The organism is Paenibacillus cucumis (ex Kampfer et al. 2016) (assembly GCF_019748695.1).
GTDB lineage: Bacteria > Bacillota > Bacilli > Paenibacillales > Paenibacillaceae > Paenibacillus > Paenibacillus polysaccharolyticus.
Genome location: NZ_JACLIC010000055.1, coordinates 50,990 through 77,257 on the forward strand (window position 1 = coordinate 50,990; position 26,268 = coordinate 77,257).

At 45.9% G+C, this 26,268-nt stretch carries 29 protein-coding genes; 7 read left to right on the forward strand and 22 right to left on the reverse strand.

Translation table 11 applies throughout. From position 1 onward, the window contains the following. Nucleotides 1-12: 12 nt before the first annotated feature. The 4 genes from H7T88_RS27745 to H7T88_RS27760 all read right to left on the reverse strand — a co-directional run bounded on the left by H7T88_RS27745 (nucleotide 13) and on the right by H7T88_RS27760 (nucleotide 4,359). Nucleotides 13-1,509, reverse strand: a complete 1,497-nt coding sequence (locus H7T88_RS27745; RefSeq protein ID WP_221791591.1) for an alpha/beta hydrolase — start codon at nucleotides 1,507-1,509, stop codon at nucleotides 13-15. Nucleotides 1,510-1,596: 87 nt separating this feature from the next. Further along, nucleotides 1,597-2,040 (reverse strand): FixH family protein, encoded by a 444-nt coding sequence (locus H7T88_RS27750; protein ID WP_154891812.1) that lies wholly within the window; start codon nucleotides 2,038-2,040, stop codon nucleotides 1,597-1,599. Between the two features lie 5 nt (nucleotides 2,041-2,045). Beyond that, nucleotides 2,046-2,495, reverse strand: a complete 450-nt coding sequence (locus H7T88_RS27755) for a disulfide oxidoreductase (RefSeq protein ID WP_221791593.1) — start codon at nucleotides 2,493-2,495, stop codon at nucleotides 2,046-2,048. Between the two features lie 238 nt (nucleotides 2,496-2,733). Further along, nucleotides 2,734-4,359, reverse strand: a complete 1,626-nt coding sequence (locus H7T88_RS27760; protein WP_221791628.1) for a copper amine oxidase N-terminal domain-containing protein — start codon at nucleotides 4,357-4,359, stop codon at nucleotides 2,734-2,736. Between the two features lie 476 nt (nucleotides 4,360-4,835). Here H7T88_RS27760 and H7T88_RS27765 point away from each other — a divergent pair, with 476 nt between their 5' ends. Beyond that, nucleotides 4,836-5,042 carry a hypothetical protein gene (locus H7T88_RS27765; protein ID WP_090924310.1) on the forward strand — a complete coding sequence of 69 codons (207 nt, stop codon included), beginning with the start codon at nucleotides 4,836-4,838 and terminating at the stop codon, nucleotides 5,040-5,042. 17 nt (nucleotides 5,043-5,059) lie between these two features. Here H7T88_RS27765 and H7T88_RS27770 read toward each other — a convergent pair whose 3' ends face one another. After that, complete coding sequence (locus H7T88_RS27770) at nucleotides 5,060-5,944, reverse strand: phosphotransferase (RefSeq protein WP_221791595.1); 885 nt, start codon at nucleotides 5,942-5,944, stop codon at nucleotides 5,060-5,062. Between the two features lie 203 nt (nucleotides 5,945-6,147). Here H7T88_RS27770 and H7T88_RS27775 point away from each other — a divergent pair, with 203 nt between their 5' ends. Then, nucleotides 6,148-7,254 (forward strand): stalk domain-containing protein, encoded by a 1,107-nt coding sequence (locus H7T88_RS27775; protein ID WP_260511188.1) that lies wholly within the window; start codon nucleotides 6,148-6,150, stop codon nucleotides 7,252-7,254. Nucleotides 7,255-7,523: 269 nt separating this feature from the next. Beyond that, the gene (locus tag H7T88_RS27780; RefSeq protein WP_090924313.1) at nucleotides 7,524-7,799 is read left to right on the forward strand and encodes a WXG100 family type VII secretion target; all 276 of its coding nucleotides are present in this window, start codon (nucleotides 7,524-7,526) and stop codon (nucleotides 7,797-7,799) included. 66 nt (nucleotides 7,800-7,865) lie between these two features. On the opposite strand, the gene H7T88_RS27785 is transcribed toward H7T88_RS27780, so the two are convergent. The 6 genes from H7T88_RS27785 to H7T88_RS27810 all read right to left on the reverse strand — a co-directional run bounded on the left by H7T88_RS27785 (nucleotide 7,866) and on the right by H7T88_RS27810 (nucleotide 13,875). Next, a complete protein-coding gene (locus tag H7T88_RS27785) occupies nucleotides 7,866-8,135 on the reverse strand; it encodes a DUF4176 domain-containing protein (RefSeq protein WP_260511189.1) in 270 nt (89 codons plus the stop codon). Between the two features lie 56 nt (nucleotides 8,136-8,191). Continuing rightward, complete coding sequence (locus H7T88_RS27790; RefSeq protein WP_260511190.1) at nucleotides 8,192-8,917, reverse strand: hypothetical protein; 726 nt, start codon at nucleotides 8,915-8,917, stop codon at nucleotides 8,192-8,194. After that, nucleotides 8,918-9,880, reverse strand: coding sequence for a hypothetical protein (locus tag H7T88_RS28940; RefSeq protein WP_260511191.1), 963 nt, complete (start codon nucleotides 9,878-9,880; stop codon nucleotides 8,918-8,920). Nucleotides 9,881-9,921: 41 nt separating this feature from the next. After that, entirely contained in the window at nucleotides 9,922-10,809 is an 888-nt protein-coding gene (locus H7T88_RS27800; RefSeq protein ID WP_221791597.1) for a hypothetical protein, read from the reverse strand. 181 nt (nucleotides 10,810-10,990) lie between these two features. Further along, nucleotides 10,991-12,091 (reverse strand): formylglycine-generating enzyme family protein, encoded by a 1,101-nt coding sequence (locus tag H7T88_RS27805; protein ID WP_221791599.1) that lies wholly within the window; start codon nucleotides 12,089-12,091, stop codon nucleotides 10,991-10,993. A gap of 89 nt (nucleotides 12,092-12,180) precedes the next feature. After that, complete coding sequence (locus tag H7T88_RS27810) at nucleotides 12,181-13,875, reverse strand: DUF6138 family protein (protein ID WP_260511192.1); 1,695 nt, start codon at nucleotides 13,873-13,875, stop codon at nucleotides 12,181-12,183. A 452-nt stretch (nucleotides 13,876-14,327) separates the two neighbouring features. Here H7T88_RS27810 and H7T88_RS27815 point away from each other — a divergent pair, with 452 nt between their 5' ends. Further along, on the forward strand, nucleotides 14,328-14,609 hold the full coding sequence (locus tag H7T88_RS27815; RefSeq protein ID WP_139168944.1) for a hypothetical protein: 282 nt from the start codon (nucleotides 14,328-14,330) through the stop codon (nucleotides 14,607-14,609). Here H7T88_RS27815 and H7T88_RS27820 read toward each other — a convergent pair. The 6 genes from H7T88_RS27820 to H7T88_RS27845 all read right to left on the reverse strand — a co-directional run bounded on the left by H7T88_RS27820 (nucleotide 14,581) and on the right by H7T88_RS27845 (nucleotide 18,835). Then, nucleotides 14,581-14,787 carry an aspartyl-phosphate phosphatase Spo0E family protein gene (locus H7T88_RS27820; protein ID WP_260511193.1) on the reverse strand — a complete coding sequence of 69 codons (207 nt, stop codon included), beginning with the start codon at nucleotides 14,785-14,787 and terminating at the stop codon, nucleotides 14,581-14,583. The genes H7T88_RS27815 and H7T88_RS27820 overlap by 29 nt on opposite strands. Before the next feature lie 230 nt (nucleotides 14,788-15,017). After that, a complete protein-coding gene (locus H7T88_RS27825) occupies nucleotides 15,018-16,052 on the reverse strand; it encodes a hypothetical protein (protein ID WP_221791601.1) in 1,035 nt (344 codons plus the stop codon). A gap of 66 nt (nucleotides 16,053-16,118) precedes the next feature. After that, a complete protein-coding gene (locus H7T88_RS27830; protein WP_221791603.1) occupies nucleotides 16,119-17,117 on the reverse strand; it encodes a cysteine peptidase family C39 domain-containing protein in 999 nt (332 codons plus the stop codon). Beyond that, complete coding sequence (locus H7T88_RS27835; protein ID WP_260511195.1) at nucleotides 17,110-18,024, reverse strand: helix-turn-helix transcriptional regulator; 915 nt, start codon at nucleotides 18,022-18,024, stop codon at nucleotides 17,110-17,112. Before H7T88_RS27835 ends, H7T88_RS27830 begins: the two co-directional genes overlap by 8 nt. Nucleotides 18,025-18,161: 137 nt before the next feature. Continuing rightward, nucleotides 18,162-18,356 carry a hypothetical protein gene (locus H7T88_RS27840; protein WP_090924323.1) on the reverse strand — a complete coding sequence of 65 codons (195 nt, stop codon included), beginning with the start codon at nucleotides 18,354-18,356 and terminating at the stop codon, nucleotides 18,162-18,164. Between the two features lie 152 nt (nucleotides 18,357-18,508). Continuing rightward, nucleotides 18,509-18,835, reverse strand: coding sequence for an ArsR/SmtB family transcription factor (locus tag H7T88_RS27845; protein WP_221791608.1), 327 nt, complete (start codon nucleotides 18,833-18,835; stop codon nucleotides 18,509-18,511). Nucleotides 18,836-19,040: 205 nt separating this feature from the next. Between H7T88_RS27845 and H7T88_RS27850 the strand changes: the two genes are divergently transcribed. Continuing rightward, on the forward strand, nucleotides 19,041-20,408 hold the full coding sequence (locus tag H7T88_RS27850) for an MFS transporter (protein ID WP_221791610.1): 1,368 nt from the start codon (nucleotides 19,041-19,043) through the stop codon (nucleotides 20,406-20,408). A 131-nt stretch (nucleotides 20,409-20,539) separates the two neighbouring features. On the opposite strand, the gene H7T88_RS27855 is transcribed toward H7T88_RS27850, so the two are convergent. The 4 genes from H7T88_RS27855 to H7T88_RS27870 all read right to left on the reverse strand — a co-directional run bounded on the left by H7T88_RS27855 (nucleotide 20,540) and on the right by H7T88_RS27870 (nucleotide 23,915). After that, entirely contained in the window at nucleotides 20,540-20,992 is a 453-nt protein-coding gene (locus H7T88_RS27855; protein ID WP_090924326.1) for a nuclear transport factor 2 family protein, read from the reverse strand. Between the two features lie 85 nt (nucleotides 20,993-21,077). Then, nucleotides 21,078-22,238, reverse strand: a complete 1,161-nt coding sequence (locus H7T88_RS27860; RefSeq protein ID WP_221791612.1) for an MFS transporter — start codon at nucleotides 22,236-22,238, stop codon at nucleotides 21,078-21,080. Nucleotides 22,239-22,535: 297 nt separating this feature from the next. Further along, the gene (locus H7T88_RS27865; protein ID WP_090924327.1) at nucleotides 22,536-22,943 is read right to left on the reverse strand and encodes an RrF2 family transcriptional regulator; all 408 of its coding nucleotides are present in this window, start codon (nucleotides 22,941-22,943) and stop codon (nucleotides 22,536-22,538) included. Between the two features lie 132 nt (nucleotides 22,944-23,075). Then, complete coding sequence (locus H7T88_RS27870) at nucleotides 23,076-23,915, reverse strand: AraC family transcriptional regulator (protein ID WP_090924328.1); 840 nt, start codon at nucleotides 23,913-23,915, stop codon at nucleotides 23,076-23,078. Nucleotides 23,916-24,033: 118 nt separating this feature from the next. Here H7T88_RS27870 and H7T88_RS27875 point away from each other — a divergent pair, with 118 nt between their 5' ends. After that, the gene (locus tag H7T88_RS27875) at nucleotides 24,034-25,038 is read left to right on the forward strand and encodes a Gfo/Idh/MocA family protein (protein ID WP_154891798.1); all 1,005 of its coding nucleotides are present in this window, start codon (nucleotides 24,034-24,036) and stop codon (nucleotides 25,036-25,038) included. A gap of 31 nt (nucleotides 25,039-25,069) precedes the next feature. Then, entirely contained in the window at nucleotides 25,070-26,020 is a 951-nt protein-coding gene (locus H7T88_RS27880; RefSeq protein ID WP_221791614.1) for an aldo/keto reductase, read from the forward strand. Nucleotides 26,021-26,067: 47 nt separating this feature from the next. On the opposite strand, the gene H7T88_RS27885 is transcribed toward H7T88_RS27880, so the two are convergent. Continuing rightward, nucleotides 26,068-26,268: hypothetical protein (locus tag H7T88_RS27885; RefSeq protein WP_221791615.1), on the reverse strand; the 201-nt coding region annotated here is incomplete at its 5' end.

The window sequence follows — 26,268 nt, forward strand, 5'->3', positions numbered from 1 at the left end:
TTTCCAACTGACTCATTGCGCTTGTTTGTTACGTATCTGCGTATATTCGTGATCATAAGATACTTCGGGAAATTTGGCTGAACTTCCTTGCAGTAGAGGTTGTGCCTCACCTTTCAGGTAACGGTCAAAAAAGGCAAGTGCATAACTTCTCGTAATATCGATATTATGCTCCGCAGACATATTCTTGGCAAACAAACGCGGTGAAATTAACGCAATATCCGTGAAGCTCTGATGGAAAAATCCATCCACGGTCAGATAATAGGTATCATTCAGACTGTTCTTCATTACATGTTTCAGGTCTGGCTCAAACTCGGGATAGAATAATTTTTCATGCTCGGTAGGATTGGGTCCCAGACTTTTAGCTGTCTTGCCAGACATGATGTACATAAACGGCTGTTTCAGCGACGACTTGGAAACACTGCCCCAGAAACCACCTTCCAGGCTGAGTCCGGCTTGCAAACGTTCATCCTGTGCGAGTGCTTCAGCTGTTGTGGCCCCACCATAGGAATGTCCCATAATGCCCGTGTGGCTCAGGTCAAGTCTGCCCTCCAGCACCTGATTCGGATCGCTCACATTCCATTGTTCAAGCGTATCGAGTACAAAACGTGCATCGGCCGCACGAATGCCCACTCCCTGTACATTATATTGATACAACTCTTCTGATGTTGCAAATTCTGGCCCGGCATCATAAGAAACCTTGTGACCATCCGGGAAAGTTACTCGAGCCGACGTATACGGATGATCCATCCCTACGACGATATAACCATGGCTAACCAGCTCCTCCACGGCGGTCATACTCTGAAAACGAGCCGAACGGACACCCGGAGAGAATACTACAACAGGATACGAGCTACTTGCATTAGACATCGCTGCACCTTTTACCACATGGGTGGGTATCGTATCCAGATAACTGAATACTTGAGATGGGATGCCAAACACCAGACTGATCGCTTCCCCCAATTCAGCAGGATATGACTCCGGTTTAATGCCTTTTGCAACTTCCGGGTCTACTGGATACCACACATTAATCATTAGTTCCCGCTTGTCCCCGGATTCAGGCGAAAGAGTCTCCTCACGAGATTCATCTACGATATGTTGTGAAAATGTACCGATGGCAAATCGCCCCGTTGGCTCAGGCATTGTAAATGCCGGGAAATACCTCGTAAACATTCCTGATCCAATTCCCGAGAAAGCGGCAAGAAGAAGGATGAAGAGACCGCGCATCCAGGCACGTCCTTTTGACTTCTTCTTATGTATTTCTGGTGCTACGCTTCCAACACTGCGAGTCCATTTCATCACTTGAATCATTAACAGGATAAATAGAATGAGCGCGACAATATAAGACGGCAGTAACATCACCCGTACTGAGTCCATGATCGCATGTAGCAGAAAAGCAATCACCAAGGCACTGAGCATGCCTATCGCAAGCTTTCGCCTTTTCGCATAAAACGGTAAACCCAGCGCCCCTGCTATCGTTACTAGTACGAAAATCCATTCGAATATCTTCATGATTTTTCCTCCAAACGTTGTTGATACAACAACAATAAACCTTGAAGTATACTTCAAGGTCAAGGATTGAAATGAAAAATCATTAAATTATTCGACAGTCACCTTCGTACGCGGCATGGTATGCATTGCACCCGAAGTTACATGTGCCTGGACAACATATACCCCCGGCTCCTGAAATGTATACTTCACTTCATATATGCCATCACCTACAGAACTAGCCTTCACTGCCCCACGTGCCTCAAGCTCATCGGCATTCATCATTCCTTCTTCAATGGAAGGTGCCGCAGGTTCGTTCTGTTCGTCCCAGATTTGGAATTGTACCTGATCAGCATCATCTACAGGCTTCTCTCCCTGGGTTAGTTTGATCTGTAAAGCGACTTCTTCGTTCACCTTCGCCTGATCTGGCATCATCAGTTTCACTCGAATCATCTCCGGCATCTCGCCAGAGGCCGACTGCTCCGTATAAGAGCAGCCGGACATGATCAGCACCAGTATAAGCAGAGGTGTAAACCAGCGAGCTTGTCCCTTCATCACCGTTAGTCCTTTCTGCGTGTTTTACCGATTCCCCACAACATCACAATAATGATGATAAATGCGATCAGAGCCAGCAATGGAATCGTGATAAAACCAAACCAGTTCAAATAATCGGTATAACATGGAACCTTACCACACGCCACAGCGTTGCCGGTAGCCGAGAAGATCCGCTGAATTGTTACGTGATACAAAGAAATGCCGCCCCCGATAAAGCTGAGCGGAAGCACGTACTTGGCAATCCCCACATCATCCTTGAAATACGCAATTCCTAGCAAAATCGTTAACGGATACATAAAGATGCGCTGGAACCAGCATAGATCACATGGCAGAAACTGCTTGATCTCACTTAAATAAAGACTTCCCAAGGTTGCAATAACAGATACAGCCCAGGCAATAAATAATCGGGTATCTACACTCCGTGCAGGCTTCTCTGAATTGGATGTTGCACTCATACCTCTGTCCTCCTCTTCCATTGTTCGTTTTGAATGATTTTATCATTCCTTTGTATTCTCTGAGTTCACTGCATGCTTATGTAATTGATTACGCGATTAATTATACCAAATATTTGCTCTTTCCGGCGAATACAAAAAAGCTGCCACAGGGGCAGCCTTTTCGGTTTGAATGTGAGATTAATTATATCAACATAAGACCGTATGGGATCACAGTGTTGATTGTTGCATTAAGCTTGCCTTACATTGCTTTAGTCAGTGTAATAGATCCATCTTTTTGAGCCCATTTCACATTCCATTGTAACAATTCAGCAATGAAGCGCAGCGGTACTTGTGTACGTCCGTCTTTGTTAACAAACACGGTAGAACCTACGTTTTTCTTCATACCGTTGACTTCCATGACCGTGTTGTTCACCCAGAATACGAGTGTATCATCACCAGCCATAACGGTAACTTGCTGTGCTTTTTTGTCCCATTTCACCGTTGCGCCGATTCCCTCACTCAGGAAACGCAGTGGGATGTATGTTGTATTTTTCCAAAGCACAGGTGTGGTGTCCATGTTCGTTGTTTTATCGTTAATTTTCAGCATTTTGCTGTTCAGCTTCATCCAAACCGTTGTCATATCTGGCGCTGGTGTTGGTGCTGCCTCTTGGAACTTGTCATTGAACTGAGTCACAATGGCATTACCCAGCGCTTGACCTACCCCGAACATCACTTTGAAGCCTTCGCGATTCGTGGTGTAAGAAGCATCATAGTTGCCTGCCGCATATTGATCCAGCACTTTTTGCACTTGGTTTTCATGTGTTGTCAGCGCTTGTTGTGCTGCAGATTTAGGCAGGTTGCCTGCTGTTGCGGAATCCAGGAATGTAGCAAACTCCGTTGTGAAGCCGTCGATTCGTTTTTGCACAGCTGTACGTGCGGTAGCATCATTATCTTTTACAGCTTTAACATAATCACTCTGAGCGTTAACATGGTTAGTTACCCAGATTTTTTCGAATGCATTCGCTCCTTCATTTCCATAAATAGAAGCAATTGCAGCTTTGAAGTCCGCTGTATTTCCAGCTTCTGCGGTTACGAGGGCATTCGATGCCGCTGTGCGTCCATCATATTGCTCTTGCATTTGCAGAGCGGAAAGCGCAAAGTGCTCCGAAGCCAAGTGGTTAAGTGCCGATCTCAGGTCAGCTGCTTTGGTATCCGCTTTGGTGTTGTTAAACTTCTCAGGCATCTGTGTTGTAATCGCGGTGGAAAGTGCTTTACTTACGTCAAACATTTCCTTGAAGCCTTCGCGATATGCCTTGTATGCATCGGTGTAATCTCCAGCTACGTACTCGTCGAATACTTTTTGCACGAGATCTTCATGCACTTTCAATGCTTGTTTTGCTGCGTCTTTAGGCAGTTTGCCTTCTGTCGCTGTGCTCAGGAATGTGGAGAATTCATCTACGAATCCGTTGATGTTATCCTGTGCTTGCTTGATGCCAGCCTGATTCCCCATCTTAGTGGCTTTCACCAGATCGTCGGTATATTTGTTATGTGCACGGAAGATGCGTTCGAATTCTTTGGCACCAGCTTCACCGTAAAGCGAGGCAATCGCCGGTTGCATATCCAGTGCATTTTGGTCGAGCGCTTTGTATGCTGCATCTGCATCTTTGGCTCCATCATAAGCTTTCGCCATAGCCGTTACCGCCAGAGCAAAGTGCTCAGACAACAGATGATCCAGATTCGCTCTCAGGTCAGCCGCAGGGGTGTTCACGGATGCTTTCATCATGGTCATGGAAGTGGATGTCTGAGGCGCAGAAGCAGCTCCCGCGATTCCCGGCATTAACAGCGACAAGCTAAGTACAGGTGCAATAAATGTTTTCATTTTCATCTTCATTGGTGAGTCACTCCTTAAGTATGTTTTTGGTTCGTTTGTTTCTTTGTCGTTGTCTTCATAGGGTGTAACGCACGGTTCTCCATTCTGGATCACTCCGCAGGCAAAAAAAATTACAGCTTTCGATAAAGAAAGCCGCAAATGCTTGATACATCTATGTTTTTTTATCTATATAAGTTAAACTAAAGATTTTACACAGTCCACTCCGATGACAGAATAACCTTTCAATCGCTGTTATCCCCAGATTTTTTTGAATTCCCTTTTCCAAAGGGAAAATCCGCTGATAAAGGCGAGCGCTTCGCTTTTCCAGGTTTTTTCTGTCTTCTCCGTTAACGTGTAAAAGAAGTGTTCACCCTATAATATTTCAAACTGAATAAATTTCCTATATTTCTCAATAATAGCTTACATTGCGAGTAAACCTGAGATACAATAGAGGCAAACGCTCTCCATCGAATGGAAAAGGAGGTCAACTCATGACTTGGCTACCTTATGCATTGGTTATCGGTATTGCCTTATTTGGCGGGATTGCTACACTTATCATCGGGAATTCGAAAGCCAATCGCATCAGTAACCCCGAGTATGATCGCCGTACACGGCAAAATCTGAGTAAACTTACATATGTATACGTCGGCGCCATCGTACTGGGTATAGGCGGATTTGTCCTGTATTTGTACAACTGATCATCATCCACTGAATGCTAAAGTAACATCTCTTTGAATACGGCAACTCTCCGCACGCCTCGCTCCATGTGTTGCACCATCGGGGAGGTAACTCCCCTCTCCCTGATCCACGCCAGCCAGCCGCGCAGCAACCATAGATGAATTTGTTCATACAACTGTTCTCTTGTGAGCAGTCCCCCGGCCTCAGCGTACCCTTTCATCACATCTTCTATGATTGATAAGCACTCATTCGCTCTTACGGTTGCAGGAATCATCGAGGTAAGCGCGGCAGCCACATCAAAATGCGGATCACCTCTTCTCACCTCTCCAAAATCGATCAAAAGCGTCTTTTGCTTCATAAATAACATATTCCACACACCCAGATCACCATGAATCAAGCTATCATTTCTCACGATGTACTCCGTACATTGCTCTACATGCCCCTCAAGTGAACCGATAATAGCTGACGAAGATCCCCTGACTTCATCACGGACTTGTGACCATAATAGAGATAACGCAAAACGATCCTGCTGATCCATGATTTCAAGCTTGTAAGCAGCATGGTGGAAGCGAGCAAGCATATTCCCAAATTCAACAAAATGCATGGTTTCCTGATCGTACGGTACCGTTTCTTCCACGTAGTACTGCAAATTATAAATTTCATCATTCAAATGCACATAGGACAACCCATTCCGCGCAATGACCATTGCTGGAGAGATGTTTTGCAATGACAGAACGTGATGAAGTCTCTCTTCGTTTACAGCCTGCCGCTCATCTCTAAGTTTACGTAACACGAATCTACCTGCTGAAGAATCGATGCATTTTGCTTCAGAGCTCGTCCCCTGTTTCATCACTTCCACGCGCTGTATCCGACCAATATCATAAAACTCTTCAATAAACTCTTTCATAACGCGATGATCCATCTGCTCCCCTCCTTAATTATGAAACCCAAACAAGATGCTTCCCCTATAACCTTTACATGGCGACTACCCATCATGATGCAAAGATCGTTACACATGTTTACAAGTTGGAGATAATTCAGAATTATTCTGGATAAGTTCGGGGGGTAATATAAAGCCATAAGGAACAGCAAGACAACAAATAACCCAACTTAAAGGAGAGATATATGATGAAGAAAAACATGAAGAAATCCGTAGCTACAATGATGGTGCTGGGTATGACCTTAACCGGAGCAGCCGGTGTATACGCCGGAACACAATTGGAGAAAATCTCGGCTTACCTCAATCATGGAATCAGCTTTAATGTAGACGGTGCAGCATACTCGCCGACTGACGGGAACGGTAAAAAACTGGCTCCAATCACGTACAATAACTCGACTTATCTACCGGTTCGCGCACTGGCTGATGCACTGCATGTGCCTGTAACGTATGATGGTGCCAATAAACAAGTTATTATTGGTGAAGCGAACAGCAATCCAACTGCACTAACCAATGTAACCTATACCGTAGCGCAAAAAGAAGCGATCCAGAAAGCATTTACTCAATTCGATGGCTTTGAGACAGCATATGCTCCACAGCAAATGACTGCAGGTGATACATTCAAAAGCGTAGCCGTTGGCGACGGTGTAAGCTTCATTTTCAATCACATGAAGGTTGATGTTTCTCCAAGAGATTATTCGGACGGTTACACGAGCAAAGAGGTTAAACTGTCCAATGGTGTTAGTGCAAAATGGTATACACCAAGCGATATCGGCATGTTAACCTTCGAACTGGATGATCGGTATGTCACACTCAGCTCGCCAGATCATAAGCTGTCCCAAGCACAGTTGCAACAAGTCGCTGTCTCTGTACAAAAAGTAAAAGGCGGCAATGATCAAGGTATTACGGCTTTTGAAAATGTAAGTTACTCCAAACAGCAGCTGGAACAGATCCGTAAATCATTTGCTCAATTTGATGGTTTCACCACTGCTTATGCTCCACAACATATGGTTGCGGGAGATGCTTTCAAAAGTGTAGGTGCAGGCGGCGATGGCGTGAACTTTGTCTTCAACCGCATGAATGTAACGGTGTCTCCTAGAGACTACTCGTTCAGCTATGATGGCAAAACAGTAAAATTGCCTAACGGCGTATCTGCCAAATGGTACACACCGGATAAAACTGACATGCTTACATTCAAGCTGGATGATCGTTATGTCACACTCAGCTCGTCAAATAACCAATTGACGCATACCCAACTGGAACAGATGGCCGTAGCTGTGCAAAAAGTAAAATAATGCAATCCTATTCTGCGTAACGCTCATAAAGCATCATCTGATCATAAACCCATAACATCATAAATAAAATAACAAAACACATACGATATCGGTTCTTCCGTTCTTCAGACTTGGGAGCCGTATAGTGTGTGTTTTGTCTTGGTTATAGGCCGTTTATGCTGCTCGCAAAACGCGGCTTTTGTCCGGCTTCATTTTGATGCGGAAAGGGTTATAATAAATAAAGTTATCCCGATTTTTGCAAAATACAAACAGAAAGGAATGAGTGTACTATGAATCAGCGCATTGATCTGTCGCCAGAGGAGCTGCAGCAGCTTGCCGTCCAATTCAACAAAGCTTCGCAGAATGGACAAGACATCGTTAACCAACTCAAAACGATGATTGATCAATCCGAAGGTCAATGGGAAGGCAATCGGCAGCGTGATTTCCTTGAGCGTATGAATAACAGTATGACCACGGTGAGCAGTTATTTACGAGGTTTAATGGAGACAGGCACGCAGCTGCAGCAGACTGCAGAACGTTTCCGTGAAACGGATCAGTCACGTTAGTACTGATCCGTTTGTATCAAGAATACCAGCAGCCGCGGCCAACATCAGAATTGGCGTAATGTATTGTCACGCCTGCTCAAGCTCTGCCGCAAAAACCTCTTCTTCTTCATCACTATACCCCTTGAAAATAACTTCATCAATGTCTCCGTGATTAAATACATAAGTGTAATCTGGATTAATGTAACCTTCCGGGTACGGGCAGCCAATATAGTCAAACTGCCGCGGAGGTTCGGTCATTAACATTTGTTTCCTTCCATAGATGACGAGTTTTTTTGTACCCTCTTTCAAACGAATTACAGACCCGTTGGGCAACAGTGCAGGTATATTATTTTCCAAACTTTTCATCCTCCTCATATCTAGTGACCTTGTAATTAGGTCTGCTTTTCGCTGAATTAAACCGATTTTGGTCTGTTCATGACTCGGCGAAGCCAGTAATATCGATGCAGATCCATAACAAAATGAAAGACAACAAAAGCCAGCAGGATGTATACACATATCAGAACAACAGCCACTGTCTGCTGTGTTACGAAGGCCAATGAAATGTTGGCCAGCAAGTATGCCCCTCCTGTAATTGCGGTTAAGGTAGCAATGGGCATACCATTACTTTTCTCCCCCTTTTTACGCTGGGACGGCTGCTTTAATTTTTGTAAACGAAACCTTACATACTGAGATAAGGCAAAGAAGTATACTGCAAAAGATCCAATCGCATACCATGGCGTAGTCAGTCCCAGTGCTTCATAGGCGAATTTCTGTATAACTACCATAAATGAAGCTGAACACACCAGTCCGAATACGCCTCGAAACAAGACATAATTGAGCTGTAGCCTGCGCGGGAATGCAATCAGGGCAATGGCCCATAGATTCATAACAGCTAGCGGCGGAAGTAGCAGATAGGCATACAGAGCTTGAAACGGAACACTGAATATAGGTATCACAAGAAATACATTGAGAAAAAACAGAACCAGTGTGCCTGCGCTGAGCCGAATACCATCCAGCGCATAGATGACCAGATAATTCTCGAACGTTTCCTTGGGATACGATGTCCCTTCATACATCACGGGACCAGCAGCCGTATTTCCCTTATGCACTGAAGGTTTTGAACGCTGTTTATTCGCCATCTACTTAAACCACCCCGCCACGGTAGACCAGGCCTTCTTCGCGCCATGCTTGACAACATCCTTCACCGAATCATCCTTTCCGTCACCGTCCAGGTCCATATCCAGCTTTATCCCTTCCGCAAGATAGGTTAGACCGACCGAAACCCCCAGGCCAACGGCACCTACTGCCAGTACAGGTGCTGCTGCTGGCAGAACGGCCGCAGTTAGAAGAGTCGCTCCTACAGTGGTGGCTCCTCCTACGACAACATTCCCGATAATGTCACCCGCGATCTTGTCGGTACCTGCATTCTGACTAATATTCTCTTTCGTATCGTTGAATACATCTATACCCACACTGGCCCAACCCAGCTTGTCCGTCAACGCTGATTTGACGGCATAACCTGGTTTGATCATGGCGGCAACTTCTTTCATCTGCGGGGTGGCCGTTCCGTTGGCAATTTTGGCCTCAATGTCACGTACATAATGGATTTTATAGTCTCTTGGCCGCCCATTTGGAGCCTTATTTCCTTTGACTGCATCATGACTCTCACGAACCAGAACCCGAGGTGTATTTCGATCCAGCTGAGCTTTCACCATGTAACCGTTCTTCACTCGATATCCCAAACGGGCAACCGCCATAGCTGCAGTTAATGTACCGACCGTGCTGCCCAGCCCATCAAACGGAGCAAGCAGATTAATGCCCGTCACTCCAAATTGGCCACCAGAGTTATCCTTCTGCTCCATCGTCTGCCGGGTTGTTTTCACATAAGCGGCCAGCTGCTGCATGCTTTGCCCTGCACTTTGGAAACGTTGCTGATGCGCCTGATACAGCCCAATAATCGTCTGCCGGTTACCCGATTGCCATGCGGCTCCTTGGATCGCATGCTGCAACATACCATCAACCTGCTGTAGCTGTGCAGTGACTTGTTCAATCTGCTGGGCAAGAGCATTCAGATATTCTGCTTTCATAACAATCTTTGTCATGTTCAATCCCCCTAACTTTTCGGACGTAATGTCCCTCCCGTTCAGCGCACATAGGGAAGAACGGATATGGAACGTGTTGTCAGCAGAAAGAGACTCTGTACCAGCTCTTCCTCCGTTACGATGAATGCAGTAAACACATCCTCTGTCTCCCCTTCAAGAAAGAGCCAGTTTCCACTCGTACTGCCGATAAAATAAATGACTTGTGATCTCTCATCTGCACCCCGGGTATATACTTCAAATCGGCTCTGCTGCTCTAGAGCAGCAAAACTGCGGCACAAGGGCTGCACCCAGCCCTGATCCAGATGTTTATCTTCTTCCAATATGACCTGCATTTTATCGGTTTCTTTAGCATCTTCGGTTCTTTCGCTTATCCCCGCTTGTTCATCACCATGTCCCGCTGGACTTATCTCCAATTCAAACAAGCGGCGCAATGTGTCGGCCCCGATGGACGTGCGCATACTCTCTTGTCCCAGATCAGGAGCAGCTTCTGGCGGAGTATCATTCATATCCAGTCGGTTACCGAGAACTTGAAACATATCCTGTAAGGAGGGATATGAAGTGAATACGGACTGATGATGCATAGGCTTCCAGATCCATTCGACCAACAGATTACTTGATAAAAAACCATACGTTACGGATCTGCCCTGATCCGTGTTGAATAACTCCAGACGAGTTACCGCACTGCTCAGTTTGCAAGCCGTAAGCAGCGTATGTACCTGAGGTTCTAACGTAATTTCCTGATCGCTAATGTTTATTACATGATCCTGTACCAGGCCTTTGAGAATCTGCGTGTACGAAGGTGCAGCCTCTCCCCGGCCTGCAGCAGCATGCAATTCTTCCCGAAGCTGTTTTGCCTCTGGTATATTCAAGATTTCAAATAGAAAGAGCGTCTCCGAACCGTTACACTGAAAGGATGTATAAAATGACACGTGTATTCCCCTTTTCAAAAATGAATACCCTTAAAAAGCACTCATTCTTTTATTGTAAAAGGAACGCGGGCGCTGCTCAATGTGCCCCCATTCCTGAAGTTAAGCAGTCAGGCCTGATTATATATACCCAATTATAAATATAAAAGGCACAGCAAATATGCTGTCCCCCTATTTTTTTGCCTTAGTCCATCTTCATATCTGTTACTCGGATCACTCTTCTGTAATACAACGCATCCATTAATTCCTCCCAATCCAGCTCATCCACATTCACGTCCCGGAAAAATACCGAAGCAGAAGGAAGGAAGCTAAGTAATGGCCCTGTTCCTCCACAGATTAGAGCTCCACCATCTCCGCCTTTTGGCATCACTTCTTCATCTGCACCCAGCGTAAGCTCGTATTTATATGGATCTCCGGCAAACTGTACACCGAAGAAATTCGGCAACTCCAGATCATACAACTGATGATTTGCTCCAGCTCGCGAGGATTCAATCGGCTCCGTAAGTGCATCTGTCCCAGTATCCACACCTGTATCTGTTTCTGAATGCACAAACGATGAATCTAGCTGATCTTGATTTTTAGGTATTCCCAAATGCCTTAATCTCATCGTATAGTCAAAACTGTCTCCCCAAGGGAATAAAGTGCGACAACCTCCACCATAGATATACTCCCACTCGTCTTCCGTCAACAAACTGAATCCAGCCGCTGTTTCTTCCTTTACAAGGTCCTCCAGTTCGATTCCTTCATTAAACCAGAGAATTCGAACCTCTCCTTGGTCTTGAATCAGTTTGAATTCCAGATGAAGTTCATATTCATTCAGCCCCGATTCCTTGAATTCGGCTAAGGCTTTAGGAAAATCTTCATGTTCCTGGGCAAATGCTTCTTCTTCGGTTACCTCAATCCACCCCAGGGAGATGGTCTCACACTCCACAAGCATCGGGCCAATATTGACCTCTCTCACAGGTGACATCTGGCCTGCCAGAAAGGATTGTACGTCCTCAATCCCGTAACTGCTTGCAGTTTCGTGCAGATCAGCAGTCGTTTCCTCATCCATTCCGTGATGCCACTTTTCCCAGCCTAATGTTACCTGGTTACCTGGCACAAATACGAATCGCTGTTCATCCTGTGTAAATACTCCGGTCAGAGTCCGCTGTCCATATCGTTCAAACGTCTGCAATCCCTCATACTGCATCCCTTCAGGCAACTGAAGCGCAATACGTTGCATCCATTCCTGCTTATCCTGTTCAGACAGCCCCTGCCAGACGCTTTTCGTTAAAGCTTCCATCTCCATCCACCTCTCACTGCAACTTTTGGCGTCTAATACTTTAGTTAATGAGTCACCAGACCCGTTTATTTCAATTGGTGACAGCTCGTTTATTTGCCTGCGGCATGCGACAGCCTCAGTAACAATTCTTTTCGTTTGCCCTCCGCCTTACGGGCCAGTGCAGCCAGTTTCTCTACCTTGCCAAAAATCGGGTAGAGCACTCGCTGAACTTCATATGATTCCAACTCCTGAACCTGTTCCAGCAACCACTCAAGCTTCTCGTCCTGCTCGAACTCCGGCAACAATTTGAGTTTCAATCCGTCCGTTGAACGGCGCAAACTGTGAACGAGAACTGGCACTGAGTCTGCTGTCACCCCATATTTATCGGCAAAAGCAACAATAAATTTGTCCTGAATCATCTGATGTTCGTCATCGACCTGCGCCATATATTCGTAAATCAGAGGAAAATACTGCTCCCTCGTAAGTCCAAGCCCAAAGGCGGCATAACTTCCCGGCATCCCACTCTTCTCCCCTTCTGTATCTGCGTAAAACTCAAATTCCTGTATGGCTACTCGTGCGTATTGTTCCAGAAGTGAATACAGCTCAGGATATTCTAGAGCATTCGCAAAGAATCGGTGTGTATCCGATTTGGCAAGTCCTTTGATTGGCAGATACTGTTTTACTTTGGATTTCAGTTTGATGTGATAACTCTTGGGGAACCCCTGCTCCAGCAAACGAATAATAAAGGCTATCGCCTGTTGATATGCTTCTGGTTCTTCCTGATGTATTTGAATCGCTATCCTCGCAAAAACATCATTGGCCTGGCATTCCACCTGCTCCGTCTTAACATAAGTATCTTCCGGCTTATATGTACCGCTGCCCTCAGTCAACATCCGATCTGCCTGCTCACTACCGAGTTGCTTGGCCAGTTCCAGAAACCTAAGCCCTCTTGGCTTGCTGTAGCTAGGTTCGAAACGCAAAATCATCACCGCTGCATAGAGTAGCAGATCTATAGAGTGTGAACTCTTAACCTGCCCGTCCAGCTTCTGATCTGGCTTCAACGAGTATTCATTTTCACAATATTCTGAAATCTGTACGTCGAAATACTGTGGTAAAAACTGCTTCTCCGCCCATAGCGTCAAGGCATAAATGATCGTATGACGGTGCTCGGCGAGAGCATCCTTTCGCTCCCGATTTAACGTTTGAATCTGTTCATATTGTCTAATGATCCATGTTGCATCCATCGATGGAAACAACACGGGATCGAGCAGATGTTTTGCCAAAAAAGTCGTTTCGAGCGGCTTGGTCGGGTATACACCATTCTCCAGTTTTTGATCCGTATACGTCCGAATCCGTTCGAGCAGCTTCTGTCTTTTCTCTTCATTGATGTATTCCAGCAACGTCAGCTTCAGCATCCCGTTGCTTGTAGGAAACTTTCCTCTAAACGTAAACCGGTAATCAATCAGCGGTGTATCTGCCCATTCGGCTAACTTCTCCTGAACCACCTCGACCAGCCTTGGCTGGATTTCGGCGCGTACCAGTTCTTCTGTAAACCGGATCGTCTGCGTGGATAATGAGCCTTCATCCCAACCCATGTCCAGGCTATCTACAATCGTTCTTCCCGGCTTGTACAAAACAAAGATATCATCAAATATGCCCATCTGCAGTGTCGTTCGTTTAATTATCTGCTCTAAATCGGTACGTGCCGCCTGCTCATCAAACCATTCATTTATGGCCTGAATCATTTCTTCCAAAGCCTGCTCCAGCGCTGCTTTCATTTGATTTCCTGCCTTTCCGTAATCCATGTTGTATGTACTCCTGTTCTGCAACCCTAATGATTCTATATCAACCAGACCGGCAACCTGTCTATTCAATGTTAAATACGTATTTCCGTTCGCAATCCACCTATATTTTACACGTTCAACTATACTCGCAACAATAAGTCTTACGCACGGTTGTTCCCTATCAATGCCGAAGTAGCAAGTCTCTTCTCCGGCGTGAAACTTCGGAGGAAGCACAAAAAAAACACTGAATGTAGACATCATCTGTCCTATTTCAGTGTATTTATGAAATTGTCTATAGCCTTGTCCGACTTTTGTATGATTACTTGAAGACTAAACTCCTATGACTCAGGAAAACAGAAATCATTTAAGTTATAAAATATTCATGCCATGTATGATATAGCTATCCCCAAATTTTAACAGACGCTATATAATGTAAATAGATATTGCATACCACACTTATGAAGGAGGATCCAATGATGAAGTTGACGGAACAAGGTGTGTTAGTGCTTGAAGAAAAGGATATTGACTATATGTACTGCTACCGGGATCGAGACGGATTTAGGTTTGATGACTCATTTTTCATTGAATTAGAGTCACAAAAAATAACATTCTCTGAAGGCGATGTCCGAACGATTCACTTTCAGTTTGACAAAGAAGAGTACCCGCTCTACGAAGAACGCGAACGACTTGTTTCGGAGGTTCAGTCAGCCGTTCGTACACTTGACCCTAGCTACGATGGTTCGTATGTGAAATGAAGCGTTTGGCATCGTTATATTCATTAATCAATTTATCCAGCACCATCGACTGACGAATAACTTCTGGATGTTGCAGACTCGTATATTGGTTTGCCATCTGATAAAGTCTCTGCCTTGCGTTTTCGATACATTCCTGAAGGGTTTCCGGGTTCCGTACCATCGTTCTGCCCCCATTCATTCCTTGAATTCCTCATCCAAATAAGACCATATATTATAATATTCGGAACGAAGCTGGGTTCAGATTACCTTTATTTTAAATTTTATATATTTTTTTTTATAAAAGTAACGTTAGTCCACGTGGCATTCGGAACATTGTGATACGCAAAAAGACACCAGATTGGCTCATCGCCTTTCTGGTGTTTAACATGTCTGGATGTTCAATTCATTTGATGTTAGAGTGTCGTAGTGTTATCTGAGCCCAATATCCGAGAAGCGATTGTTGATCGTTTCGGGGAAAGCATGTTTAATTGCATCAATGGCAGCTTGTTCCGCATCCCCTGCGTTTCGAATCAGTTCAATAACTCGCTGTACACTTCCAGGTTCCCTTGCATCCCATGCCGCGGAATCATCCAGTACTTCAACAATAGATGCATAGAGATCAGCGAGCTGTGTATATTTTACAATGACTTGATCCATATGCGGCGATAAATGTTCAAGCGCTCTGACATATGAGGCGATGTCCCCTCTTGTACAAGCATAATAGCGAAGCACCGTTGCAGCCTGATTGCACTCATAGTTTCCAGACTGCAGCACATCCGCAACCGCGGTGTATGCGGCAGAACCGCAAGCGTAATCTTGCGCTGGCAGCATATAGTCATGCGTTTCCCATTTATATACGGCCTGTATTAACGACTCCTTGCACACTTCCCACATATCGATCGATTGGTGAGCTTCCAACACCTGATAATACCAATAGGGTGAGTTATTCCAGCCGACTAAGGAATAGGGTAAACGAAGCACGTCAGGCTCATCTCCTGTGCAGAAAAATAAGTCCTCCTCGTCATCGTCGTATCCAACAACCACCACAAATTGATCATGCCATAACACCGCCCCGGTTCCCCGGTCGATCGAATTTTTGATATTCAGTAATGCATGCTTCTGATAGAGCGGAAACGTCGGTTCAAAGGAAAACCCGGCAGCCTGACTCGCTGTCACTCCGATGAAATCGGCAGCAACAAAATTTTCTGCCATCCAGTTATATGCCGAGATGGATTCTTTCGTCAGACGACGGTCCACCACGAAACGAAAAAGACTTGCTGTCATGCCTGCAATCATATATCGCGGAAGATGTGTCCACTTTTTGTGTAACAAAATAGGGTATAACGCATCTGCATAGGTGCCTGCTCCGTATCGCCATGTATCCGTGTTCGTGGTACCCGCATTGGTCTGAGGTAGTCGTTGCATTAAATCAGCTAAATCAGTCAATAACCTCATTCTCTTCATTCTTTGAACCTCGTTCCTGTATCCATTCTGCCTTCCTTTTGTTCAACGTACATCCTATCCCCAGTTCTACCGTGCGGAGTGTGTGCCCCAGCGGGGTACCGTAGATCGTTTATGGTCCGCATACTGCGCGGATATGGTACGAAAAGAATCTACCGCCTGCTCTTCGAGTAACTTCGCCTGTCCAAGAAACTGCGCAAGTTGCTCATTGGCATCCTCCCGCAGCGCAAGCCCATGTTTTTCCCGTACCAGAAGTGCTCTCATCTGCTGGATCAGTTCAGCAATCCGGTTATAACACATCCAGGCTTGCTCCAGTTCAGTCCATAAGCCGCGAACATCATGCAAATACATTCGAATCTCGGTACGCGATTGGCAGTACGAATCCAGAAGGTAAGCTGCTCCTGCACCATCGTAATCTCCAGAGCGAAGTGCTTCAATCCAAACATTATATGCCAGCCGGCCGGAAGCTATATTTTGATCAGGTAACAAACGGTACGGAATATCCCAATCCTCCATTGCCAGGCGTAAAGATTCCAGCACCATCTCCTGCTCTGTACGTTGCACCTGATCACCAAAGATCTGACAGTACCAGAAACCGGTGAAATTCAATCCGAAATTATCATACAGCAAAATATGCGGCTCTTTGCTCCAGCCATCCTGCACATAAAAGACCCGATCTGCATCATCATATCCATAAATGACACCAAACTCGGGCATCCAGTAGATCGCACCTTTACCTTCATCCAAACTCCGTCTGACCCCATTCACGGCGTCTTGCTTATACGAAGCAAATGTCGGATGTCGGCTTCGCCCTGCACCATATATTGTGAATAACCCCAGATTATCGATACCGCCTTGATGAGACACTCCCCACTGTCCGTATGCCGTTACCGACATCGGCAGTAATCTCTTATGGACGGACAATTTAAAGGCCATGCCGGTGTACCCTGCAAGCATATACTTCTCACCCTGGAATTGACCTGTATGCCGCAAAATCGCATGTAGGCTGTCCACAAATGACTTTGATTCCCTTGTCATCACCAGATGCTCCAGCATGTTCTCAGCCATCCTGTTCTCTCCCTTTCTGTCCCCTGCTGAGCCGCTCTGTCATTTCTTCTACCTGCTTCATCAGCTTGCTTCTGAGCCATCCTGGGGAGAGTAGTTCCTCCCACTCCGCGGCGTACAGATGTTGCAAAAATACGTCCGCATCGTGAAATTCAATCAAGCAGACCTGCCCCTTTTGCTCCCGAATCCGGTACCCTCGCCACAGCTCCGATTGCTGCATCTCACGGAAACGAATCTCGGCCACAAACGGTTTTCGAACAGGCAATGCATCTCCCCAGGTGCTCATCCATGTATCCTGGTTGCATTCAAAGCGTTCCTCCAGCAGCGTCAGCTGCACGATGCTTTCCAGCCGAATCGGTGTCTGTTGCAGCGGGTCAGTCTCGTAACCGACTACATAGTCTGCATTAAATTGAGCGGTTAGCTTCACTGGACAAAAGGTGATCTGGTGCTCCCCCTCATGATCCTTGTAATAGATATGCACTTTTCGTGCATCCGCTATCGCATGGGACAACAATTTAAACCATTGAAGGTGCCTGGGCGGTGCTGCAAACACCGGATACTGCTCTTTGGGCAGGTGATCCTCCATCGTAAAACGTTCCAATAAGTGTGCCACCCGTTTCACCGTATCCGCACGCTCATAGTCATAATGCCGATATCGATGAGCCAGATATTTGAGAACGCCTTGTTCCTCATCCGTCATATATAAATGCGGCAAACGAAAGGTCTGATCCTCGTAACAGTACCCTCGATACTTGGCTACATACACCAATGGGGCTCTGAGAGTATTTAGCATATATTCAATATCACGCTGCGCCTGACGCCGAGATATCTCGAATTGTTGTGCCAGACCACCGCTGTTCGGAAAACGCCCGCTTCGAATCTGTTCATCAAACCAATGAATCCGATGCATGCTACTCAAGCGATTTCACCCCCTGAATCATTCCAACGTTTATTCCTGTATTATATCAAAAGGACATAGCCTGTTCCGAAGAACAGGCTATGACAGGTATCCGTCTACATTTTCCTTACGTGATTTGTCTTTCAGCTCTACACATTTACCTCTGCCAGATCTACTCTGGACTGCACCGCTTTGGAGCATTTTTTGCACACTTTCAGACTCGTACCATCTGTTTTCGTTTGCGTATACAACAATTTGATTCGTGTACTCTTGCATATTGGACATGTTCCCCGTCCTCTGGACGGAAGACTCCACAGAACGCGACCTCTTTTTGTTTTAGCCAATGATTGTGAACCTCTTTTCAATAGGGTTTATGTGTTTTGTTCACCATCAGTATAGAGGCATTGGGACGACATAGAATGTCGCATCAGGAGTAATCTTTTATCGAATTCTAAAAAATAAAAAATGCCCCTTCTTCATAAAGAAGAAAGGACATTCACTCGGACGATTCTGTACTTGTCTCTGCGGCGGCTTGGAGAAGAGGCTGTAGCAACCCTGGAAAACGAGCTTCCAGATCCTCAGACCGTAGTGTAATAAAATGCTGTGTACCCTGTACTCGGACGCGAATGACACCCGCCTCCCGTAGGGTACGAATATGGTGCGACATCGTTGATTTCACAACACGAGCATGAAAATGACTACATGGCTGCTCCCCGCTTCTAGCGGCTTCTGCCACTATTCCCAGCCGGGTTGGATCGCTGAGCGCATATAGCACGGAAGAAAGCTCAATATCCGTCACTTGTGGATGATGTAAAATCTTCATACGGCAGTCTCCTTTTTTTAATACTATGCATTGTATTCTAACATACATCCATGATATATTTCTAATGTTCGATACCAATCGAACTTATAAATTTCGCATGCATCCCTTGTTGTGAAACACAGGGGCTGACATTATACACCATTTTGCAAATGTTACACACCGTTTCTGAAATGTTGCGAAATACACATCATGATAGGAGGTTTTTATGAACAACACGGCTACGACAACTCCGATGGAACGGACAGGCATACAGGAAGGATTAATTGTGGCGTTGCTTGGATTCACCGTTGTGCTCGTTGTAATGAACACGATGATGTTTAATCTGGCTCTGCCCAAAATTGCAGCCGAATTCAAGCTGACCTCTGTCGCTTCATCCTGGATTGTTACGGGTTATTCCATCGTATTTGCGATTTCCTCGATTACATTCTCACGTTTGTCCGATTTTGTACCGATACGTACCCTGTTCACTACGGGACTTACCCTGCTTGGAAGCGCGTCTGTCTTGGGTTTCTTCAGTGACCATTTCATTGTTCTGCTCATTGCCCGTCTGGTTCAGGCTGCAGGTGCAGCATCCGTTCCGGGACTAGCGATTGTGCTAATTACACGCTACATTCCGAATGACCGCCGGGGTAAATCGATGGCCGTCATCATGTCCGCCAGTTCGCTAGGTCTGGGACTCGGTCCGGTACTTGGCGGTAGCATTACACAGTTTTTGGGATGGCATGATCTATTTATCGTTACCGGTTTAGCGCTATTTTTAATTCCTGTTTTTTATAAACTGTTACCGCGAGAAACGCCGCAAAAGGGTTCCTTCGACATGCTCGGTGCGGTCTTGCTTGCCATCGGTACAACCGGGATTCTATTATTCCTGACTTCTCGTCAGGTCATTACACTTATTATCGGGGTAAGCGCACTATTGCTGTTCTGGTTCCGCATTCGCCGTGCAACTGATCCGTTTGTGCAACCCGCATTGTTCAAAGACAAAAAATATATGATCCTCAGCTCACTGGGAATTGTATCGTATATTAATAACTTCGCCACGCTGTTCCTGTTGCCACAGGTTCTGGCACATCTCTATGGACTGACACCTGCACAATCAGGACTGGTGATTTTCCCGGGTGCGCTTGTGTCCATGCTACTGTCCAACCGCATCGGGCGTATGATTGATCGTCACGGCAATACGTTGTTATTGAAGTTTGCACCTTGGCTGCTCCTGGCCGCTGCCGGGCTGTTCGCTCTGTTTGCAGACCAAAGCAGCTATGCCATCATGGTTGTGTACATGCTGCTCAGCGTTGGTTTCTCTTCCTTGACGACCAGCGTATCCAACGAATTGTCAGGCAATCTGTCCATGGATCAAGTGGGCGCAGGCATGGGACTGTTCCAGCTCAGTCAATTTTTCAGCGGTGCATTCAGCGTAGCTGTAACCGGGGTTGCTTTGACCGCGATGCAGAACATGCAGCTATCTTCAGCGTATAGCTTTATCTTCTGGGGTATGACCGCGGTCGGCCTCGCATCGGTTATCTTTTCGCAAATTTATTTGAGGATGCAACCACGGAAAGATAAGGTGGCGTAATATTAACCTCTAACTAATTTAAAAATACTTCAATAAAACAAAGGAAGAAGCCAATAAAATTAACGGCTTCTTCCTTTGTTTTACCTGAAATTGTTCAGGTTCTTTTCCGATCTCATTATATTTACATTTCGTTATTCAAACAGATCCAGGCGCAGACGTTTCAAGCTGGTGTGCTTAATGCGCCACTGTCCATCGATCTTGACAAATGTTTCGTGATAATGCCCGAATCCGTGGAAAGATTTGTTCTCGTTACCTTCTGGGAACGTTACCCAGTCCTCCATCGGAGAAATAACCTTCGCTTCAGTCGCAGATACAAACTCCACCTCCGCACTATGTACGTGATGCACAGTCACCGCCGGGTCTACAAGGTCACGGAATACCTGTACAATCGTGTCACGTCCAGTCAAAACCGGAATCGGATTACCTTCCGTGCTGAAATCGGCAACGGCATCCGGTGCAAATACGTCACCGAGTTCATCCCATGCTTTTGTATCAATATAGCGGCAATAACGCGCCTTGGTATTTCTAATATTTTCGAGTGCAAGCAGTTGCTCCAGTTCCGTCATCGTCGTCGTTTGGCTCATGTGTTTTCCCTCCAGAGGTGTAAGATGTGATTAAGTATGTATATATAGTATCTTCCTTATTGTAGCATTTTGCCTTCATGAAATACTAGACTACCCGTTCTTGCCTACTCTGCTCTTTACTTGAGGGGATCAGGTACAATCCGAATGGCAAAAATAATAGCATCATCACAGCAAACACAATATAGGGCACGTTGGAACCAAACGTATCAAATATATATCCCCCGACTGCTGCGCCGACCATCCCTCCCAGATTGTTACTGATTGAGAATTTACCGAATGCATCTCCAATATGAGCTTGTGGTGTTCCTTTAATGAACGCACCGTCCAAAGCGTACTCCTGAGCAGTAGAAAATAAATCTATTAACGTGCAGATAATCGCAAACAAAAGTAAACTCGGTGAAAAGGCCAGACCGAGTGCACCCATGCTGCATACAGCCAGAGACACAAAAATTGTTCTTCGATATCCTTTCTGATCTCCCACCCTCCCCAGTTTTGCACTTACGAAAGGAAAAATAATCATGGGCACAAGGAATACAACCGTGATAAGCTCGATGCTGGCATCGTACACCTTCTGCATATATGGAATAAAAATGATACCCGATATAGCGGATATCATACTAAGGCATAAGTTAAAACACCAGATTTTACGCTGCCCAATGGATAATTTGACTTTACCCTTCTTTTCATTTGTTATCTCTTTATTGGGGATCTCAGGCAATTTCAACGTATAAATAAATCCGAGTAGAGAAGCCACCCCACAAATGAGGAACAACATACTCCAGCCTTGAACAAATTTGTAACTGCTTAATACGAGATAACAGATCCCCACCCCCGCCAGACGACCAATCTGCTGTTTGCTGCTGAAGGCTCCCATTTGTTGGCCTAACTTTTGATTACTGTCCGAAATGAGGCCGATTAATGCCATCGTCAGCAGAATTCCGGCTATTCCATTCATAATAGTTGCAACAATGATAATAGATAAGTTCGTTGCTGCTGCATAGATAAAGTAAGATGCCGTACAACATAATAATGCGCATAGAAATATACGATGACGGCTATAACGATCTGATACTTTACCAAGTACAAGCTTCAACAAGATTTGTGTAAAAGATAGAATCGATACGGTTAATGAATATTGAAACGTGCTATATCCTAACTCTTTGATATAAATCGGGAGTAAAACCCACAGAAATATACCTGGCAGGGAGATCAACATTAACGGAATAGTGAGCTGTTGATGTTTCATAGTAGGCACCTCTCTAATATGAATATGAAGCTTCATTCCAAAAAGAAAAATTTTCAATGGAATGATGCTAAAAATTTACTTATTATACCATAAGATTCCATACCACTACTGTGATATATGATACCCACGCCTTTTTCCAATCCATAGGTAACATATTGATTCACATGTCAAAAATCCCCCAATTCTCTGGAGAGATTCGGGGGATTGCCTTATCGTCGTATAGTTCCAGAGAAAGTATACTCCTTCTAGAAGTCACTGGAATAGAAACATACAAGAGCCACACTAGAGCGATAAATGCTACAGCGAATGAGCTTCCCTCATCTGGGATGCGAGCTCAGACATTTTTTTATGTTGCAGGAAACTTTCCATCTCTTCCTCCGCCTGAACCATTACCTGCTGGATCAAACATGCTGCATTATGATTCTGTGAGCATTCAAACAAGGAAGCCTTGCCTTCGATGGCATGAATGATTTCCAGAAAAGAAGGATCAGGGTTCTTGCGACTAAGTCGATAACCGCCATTGGCACCGGATGTGGATTCGATCATGCCCGCTTTGACCAGTTTGGTTAGTATTTTGGACAGGTACGTTGGGGAGACTTTCTGAAATTCAGCCAGTTGATGCACGCTAATCAGTTGCTCAGGCGCAGTGCTAACCAGATATAACATTGTATGGAGCGCATAGTTGGTCGCTTTGGAATATTTCATGAGAGGACACCTCATATATACGGATTTAATTTATCCATAATAGACCTGATTGAAGGCCCTGTCAAACGAATCCACATGAGAGTCCCAAGGTAGATGGCTTTGCTGAAGGTTTGATTCATCCATTTTTCTTTTTTATTTATGGTAAAGCCCACGGTAATCAGTAGGTGTCATGCCCTCATGCGCCATAAACTGACGGTTAAAATAACTCGCATTAGGATATCCCGCTTCCTCGGCAATCTGCCCAATGTTGGCCGACGGGCGTTCAAGTAGCCACTGCTTGGCCATCTGTAGCCGTGAACGTGTGATAAACTCCATTGGCGTCATCTCTACGGCATTCTTGAACATTTTGCAAAAATAATACGTACTCACTCCTGCGCGATCTGCCCAGTCTTGTAACAGAAAAGGCTCACAAGCCTCCTGCTGCATCTGCGGCAATAACGACAGCACTCGGCTCTCCGTTTTGCTCGTGGTACGTGTGTTCTTGAGGGGTACCGCATGCTGTACAAATTCCGCCAGCAGAGCATAGGTCAACGTGGACAACTGGGCTGGACGAAGCATCCGGTTCTGTTCCACCTCTTCAAGCAACGCCAGATGAGCGTCCTCCCAGGAAGTACGCTGTCTCAGCGTCCATAAAAGGTTGCGGTGCAATCCCCGTTCCAGCATATAATCATGCAGCCGTTCTCCGTAAAAATGAACCCAGCGTACGTCCCACGGCTCATCTTCGCTACTATAATAATGTTGCCGTTGATGCGGAAAATAGAGCACCGCTTGACCTGCCCGAAGCTCGTGCACTATCCCATCGGCCTCCACATATCCTTTACCTGCCGCAACATAGTGAATGTTGAAATTATTAAGCACCCCTGCCTCACGTAATACAGCGTGCTGGGTATGATCCGTATAATGTCCAACGGACTCCGGGTAACAGAAATAGGGGATATCCTGCAGGGTCAGCAATACGGTTTGTCTCATCATGGTTGGTTCACCCCATTAAGCAATATTGTGTTAATTCAATTCAATATATTATCATTTTAATTCATTCATCTATTCTTTATAATCACAATATACATTCAAATACAGGAGGAAACAAGTTATGAATTCTGTTCAAAAGTTACGCTGGGGCATTCTCGGCAGCGCCAACATTGCAATAGGTTCCGTCATTCCTGGCTTGCAGCAATCGGAGTTGAACGAGGTTACCGCTATTGCCAGCCGTGATCTCGATAAAGCACAGCAAACTGCTGATAAACTTGGAATTGAAAAGGCTTACGGAAGCTATGAAGCCATTTTGGAAGATGATTCAATTGATGCCGTTTACATTCCACTTCCGAATCATCTGCACCGGGAATGGACGATCCGCGCAGCACAAGCTGGCAAACATATTTTATGCGAAAAACCACTCGCTCTCACGGAAAAAGAAGCACTAGAGATGGTTGAAGCTTGTGCAGATGCAGGCGTGCATCTGGCTGAAGCGTTTATGTACCGCCATCATCCGCGTTATGACCAGATTCGGGAGATTATTGCCAGCGGCGAGATTGGTGAAATTCGTGGCATCCACAGTACGTTTTCGTTTAACAATTCGGGTTCGTCCGGCAATGTGCGTTTCCGCAAAGAATGGGGTGGCGGCGCGCTGTATGATATCGGCTGTTATTCCATTAGTGCGGCTCGCCTCCTGCTGGGACAGGAGCCGAAGGCAGTGACTGTTATCGGTATGTTCTCACCAGAGCATGATCAGGTCGATATGATGGCTTCCGGACTGCTTGAATTCGATAACCATGTTGGCGTTACGTTTGACAGCAGTATGTGGGCAGCCTTCCGTAATACGCTGGAGGTACTTGGCTCTGAGGGTATTATTGAAGTCCCTTCGGCTTATATTGCTCGTACAGACAGTAGCTCCAACTTCTTTGTTACGGCAGGCGGTGAACGCCGTGAAGTGGAGGTGCAGCAAGTCAATCATTATGCGCTACAAGGGGACGATATGGCTCGCGCTGTACTTCAGGGCAAGGAACTTCGTTTCGCCCCTTCCGATGCGGCAGCCAATATGAAAGTGCTTGAAGCTTGCCTTCGCTCGGCGGAAGAACGTACACGAATTACGTTGTGAGGAACTTTATATAAGAGAGGACGGTTTATCTATGGAATATATTGAAATCGCCGGTGCTGGCAAAAAAGTCTCAAGGCTAATCAAAGGAACAGACTATTTCTTTCATGATACGTATGAGAAAGCTGCAACCAACCTGGATGCGTTTCTGGCAATCGGCGGCAACACGGTAGATACAGCGCACATCTATTGCGGCGGACAGAGCGAAGAGGTACTGGGACGTTATATGAAGGAACGCGGCAATCGCGACCAGATAGTGATTCTCACCAAAGGGGCACACCATGACCAGAACGGCCCTCGCGTGAATGCGGATGCCATTCGCAAAGACCTAACTGAAAGCCTTGAGCGTTTACAGACGGAGCATGTCGATCTGTACGCACTGCATCGGGATGATCCTAACATGCCTGTGGCTGCCATTCTGGAGGCACTGAACGAACACATCGAGTCTGGCAAAATCGGCGCCATCGGCGCCTCCAACTGGACCTGGCAGCGGTTAGAAGAAGCTAACGCTTATGCCGCCTCCCATGGTCTCAAAGGATTCACGTTCAGCAGCCCAAACCTCAGTCTCGCCAAAGCGAATGAGCCATTCTGGGCAGGCTGTGTATCGGCGGATGCCGAAACGCTCGCATGGCATGAGCAATCACAATTGCCACTCCTGTCCTGGTCTTCCCAGGCACGCGGTTTCTTCACTGGTCGATTCACACCAGAGGTACGCGACAATGCAGACTTGGTGCGTGTATTCTACAGTGATGGCAACTGGGAACGACTGCGTCGTGCCGGGGAATTGGCTGCATCCAAGAATACAACGGCGATTCAGATTGCGTTAGCCTATGTATTGAATCAGTCCTTCCCGACCTGCGCATTAATTGGGGCACAAAATCAGGCAGAGTTGCTCTCCTGTGACGAAGGATCCCGCATCACGCTAACTTCGGAAGAGATCGCCTGGATCGATCTGGCTAGTGAGGTTAAGCCAGCCGGCGTCTGAAGATAATGTCCTGAAATTCTAAACTTGCTAAACGCAAAGAACAAATCTTAAAATAAACCACAAATCAAGCTAAAAACGGGATCAAGGTAACGGATTTTCCGCCTTGTCCCGTTTTTTTGATAGCTGTGCAACTGAACTAATGGAGAGACGCCGGTTAAACAACATGCTCTACGAAGTTGAACAATAGCTGGACCTGCTGTTTTTGGCATTACACCTCGCACCCGCACCCGCACCCGCACCCGCACCCG

Coding starts and splice junctions, on each gene's coding strand:
- H7T88_RS27825 (WP_221791601.1), bottom strand. CDS start 16,052: ATGAAGAGAATGAGGTTATTGACTGATTTAGCTGATTTAATGCAACGA.
- H7T88_RS27780 (WP_090924313.1), top strand. CDS start 7,524: ATGAATCAGCGCATTGATCTGTCGCCAGAGGAGCTGCAGCAGCTTGCC.
- H7T88_RS27850 (WP_221791610.1), top strand. CDS start 19,041: ATGAACAACACGGCTACGACAACTCCGATGGAACGGACAGGCATACAG.
- H7T88_RS27860 (WP_221791612.1), bottom strand. CDS start 22,238: ATGAAACATCAACAGCTCACTATTCCGTTAATGTTGATCTCCCTGCCA.
- H7T88_RS27845 (WP_221791608.1), bottom strand. CDS start 18,835: ATGAAGATTTTACATCATCCACAAGTGACGGATATTGAGCTTTCTTCC.
- H7T88_RS27870 (WP_090924328.1), bottom strand. CDS start 23,915: ATGATGAGACAAACCGTATTGCTGACCCTGCAGGATATCCCCTATTTC.
- H7T88_RS27775 (WP_260511188.1), top strand. CDS start 6,148: ATGATGAAGAAAAACATGAAGAAATCCGTAGCTACAATGATGGTGCTG.
- H7T88_RS28940 (WP_260511191.1), bottom strand. CDS start 9,880: ATGACAAAGATTGTTATGAAAGCAGAATATCTGAATGCTCTTGCCCAG.
- H7T88_RS27790 (WP_260511190.1), bottom strand. CDS start 8,917: ATGGCGAATAAACAGCGTTCAAAACCTTCAGTGCATAAGGGAAATACG.
- H7T88_RS27855 (WP_090924326.1), bottom strand. CDS start 20,992: ATGAGCCAAACGACGACGATGACGGAACTGGAGCAACTGCTTGCACTC.
- H7T88_RS27770 (WP_221791595.1), bottom strand. CDS start 5,944: ATGGATCATCGCGTTATGAAAGAGTTTATTGAAGAGTTTTATGATATT.
- H7T88_RS27830 (WP_221791603.1), bottom strand. CDS start 17,117: ATGGCTGAGAACATGCTGGAGCATCTGGTGATGACAAGGGAATCAAAG.
- H7T88_RS27765 (WP_090924310.1), top strand. CDS start 4,836: ATGACTTGGCTACCTTATGCATTGGTTATCGGTATTGCCTTATTTGGC.
- H7T88_RS27835 (WP_260511195.1), bottom strand. CDS start 18,024: ATGCATCGGATTCATTGGTTTGATGAACAGATTCGAAGCGGGCGTTTT.
- H7T88_RS27810 (WP_260511192.1), bottom strand. CDS start 13,875: ATGGATTACGGAAAGGCAGGAAATCAAATGAAAGCAGCGCTGGAGCAG.
- H7T88_RS27755 (WP_221791593.1), bottom strand. CDS start 2,495: ATGAGTGCAACATCCAATTCAGAGAAGCCTGCACGGAGTGTAGATACC.
- H7T88_RS27805 (WP_221791599.1), bottom strand. CDS start 12,091: ATGGAAGCTTTAACGAAAAGCGTCTGGCAGGGGCTGTCTGAACAGGAT.
- H7T88_RS27745 (WP_221791591.1), bottom strand. CDS start 1,509: ATGAAGATATTCGAATGGATTTTCGTACTAGTAACGATAGCAGGGGCG.
- H7T88_RS27875 (WP_154891798.1), top strand. CDS start 24,034: ATGAATTCTGTTCAAAAGTTACGCTGGGGCATTCTCGGCAGCGCCAAC.
- H7T88_RS27750 (WP_154891812.1), bottom strand. CDS start 2,040: ATGAAGGGACAAGCTCGCTGGTTTACACCTCTGCTTATACTGGTGCTG.
- H7T88_RS27880 (WP_221791614.1), top strand. CDS start 25,070: ATGGAATATATTGAAATCGCCGGTGCTGGCAAAAAAGTCTCAAGGCTA.
- H7T88_RS27865 (WP_090924327.1), bottom strand. CDS start 22,943: ATGAAATATTCCAAAGCGACCAACTATGCGCTCCATACAATGTTATAT.
- H7T88_RS27760 (WP_221791628.1), bottom strand. CDS start 4,359: ATGAAAATGAAAACATTTATTGCACCTGTACTTAGCTTGTCGCTGTTA.
- H7T88_RS27815 (WP_139168944.1), top strand. CDS start 14,328: ATGATGAAGTTGACGGAACAAGGTGTGTTAGTGCTTGAAGAAAAGGAT.
- H7T88_RS27820 (WP_260511193.1), bottom strand. CDS start 14,787: ATGAATGGGGGCAGAACGATGGTACGGAACCCGGAAACCCTTCAGGAA.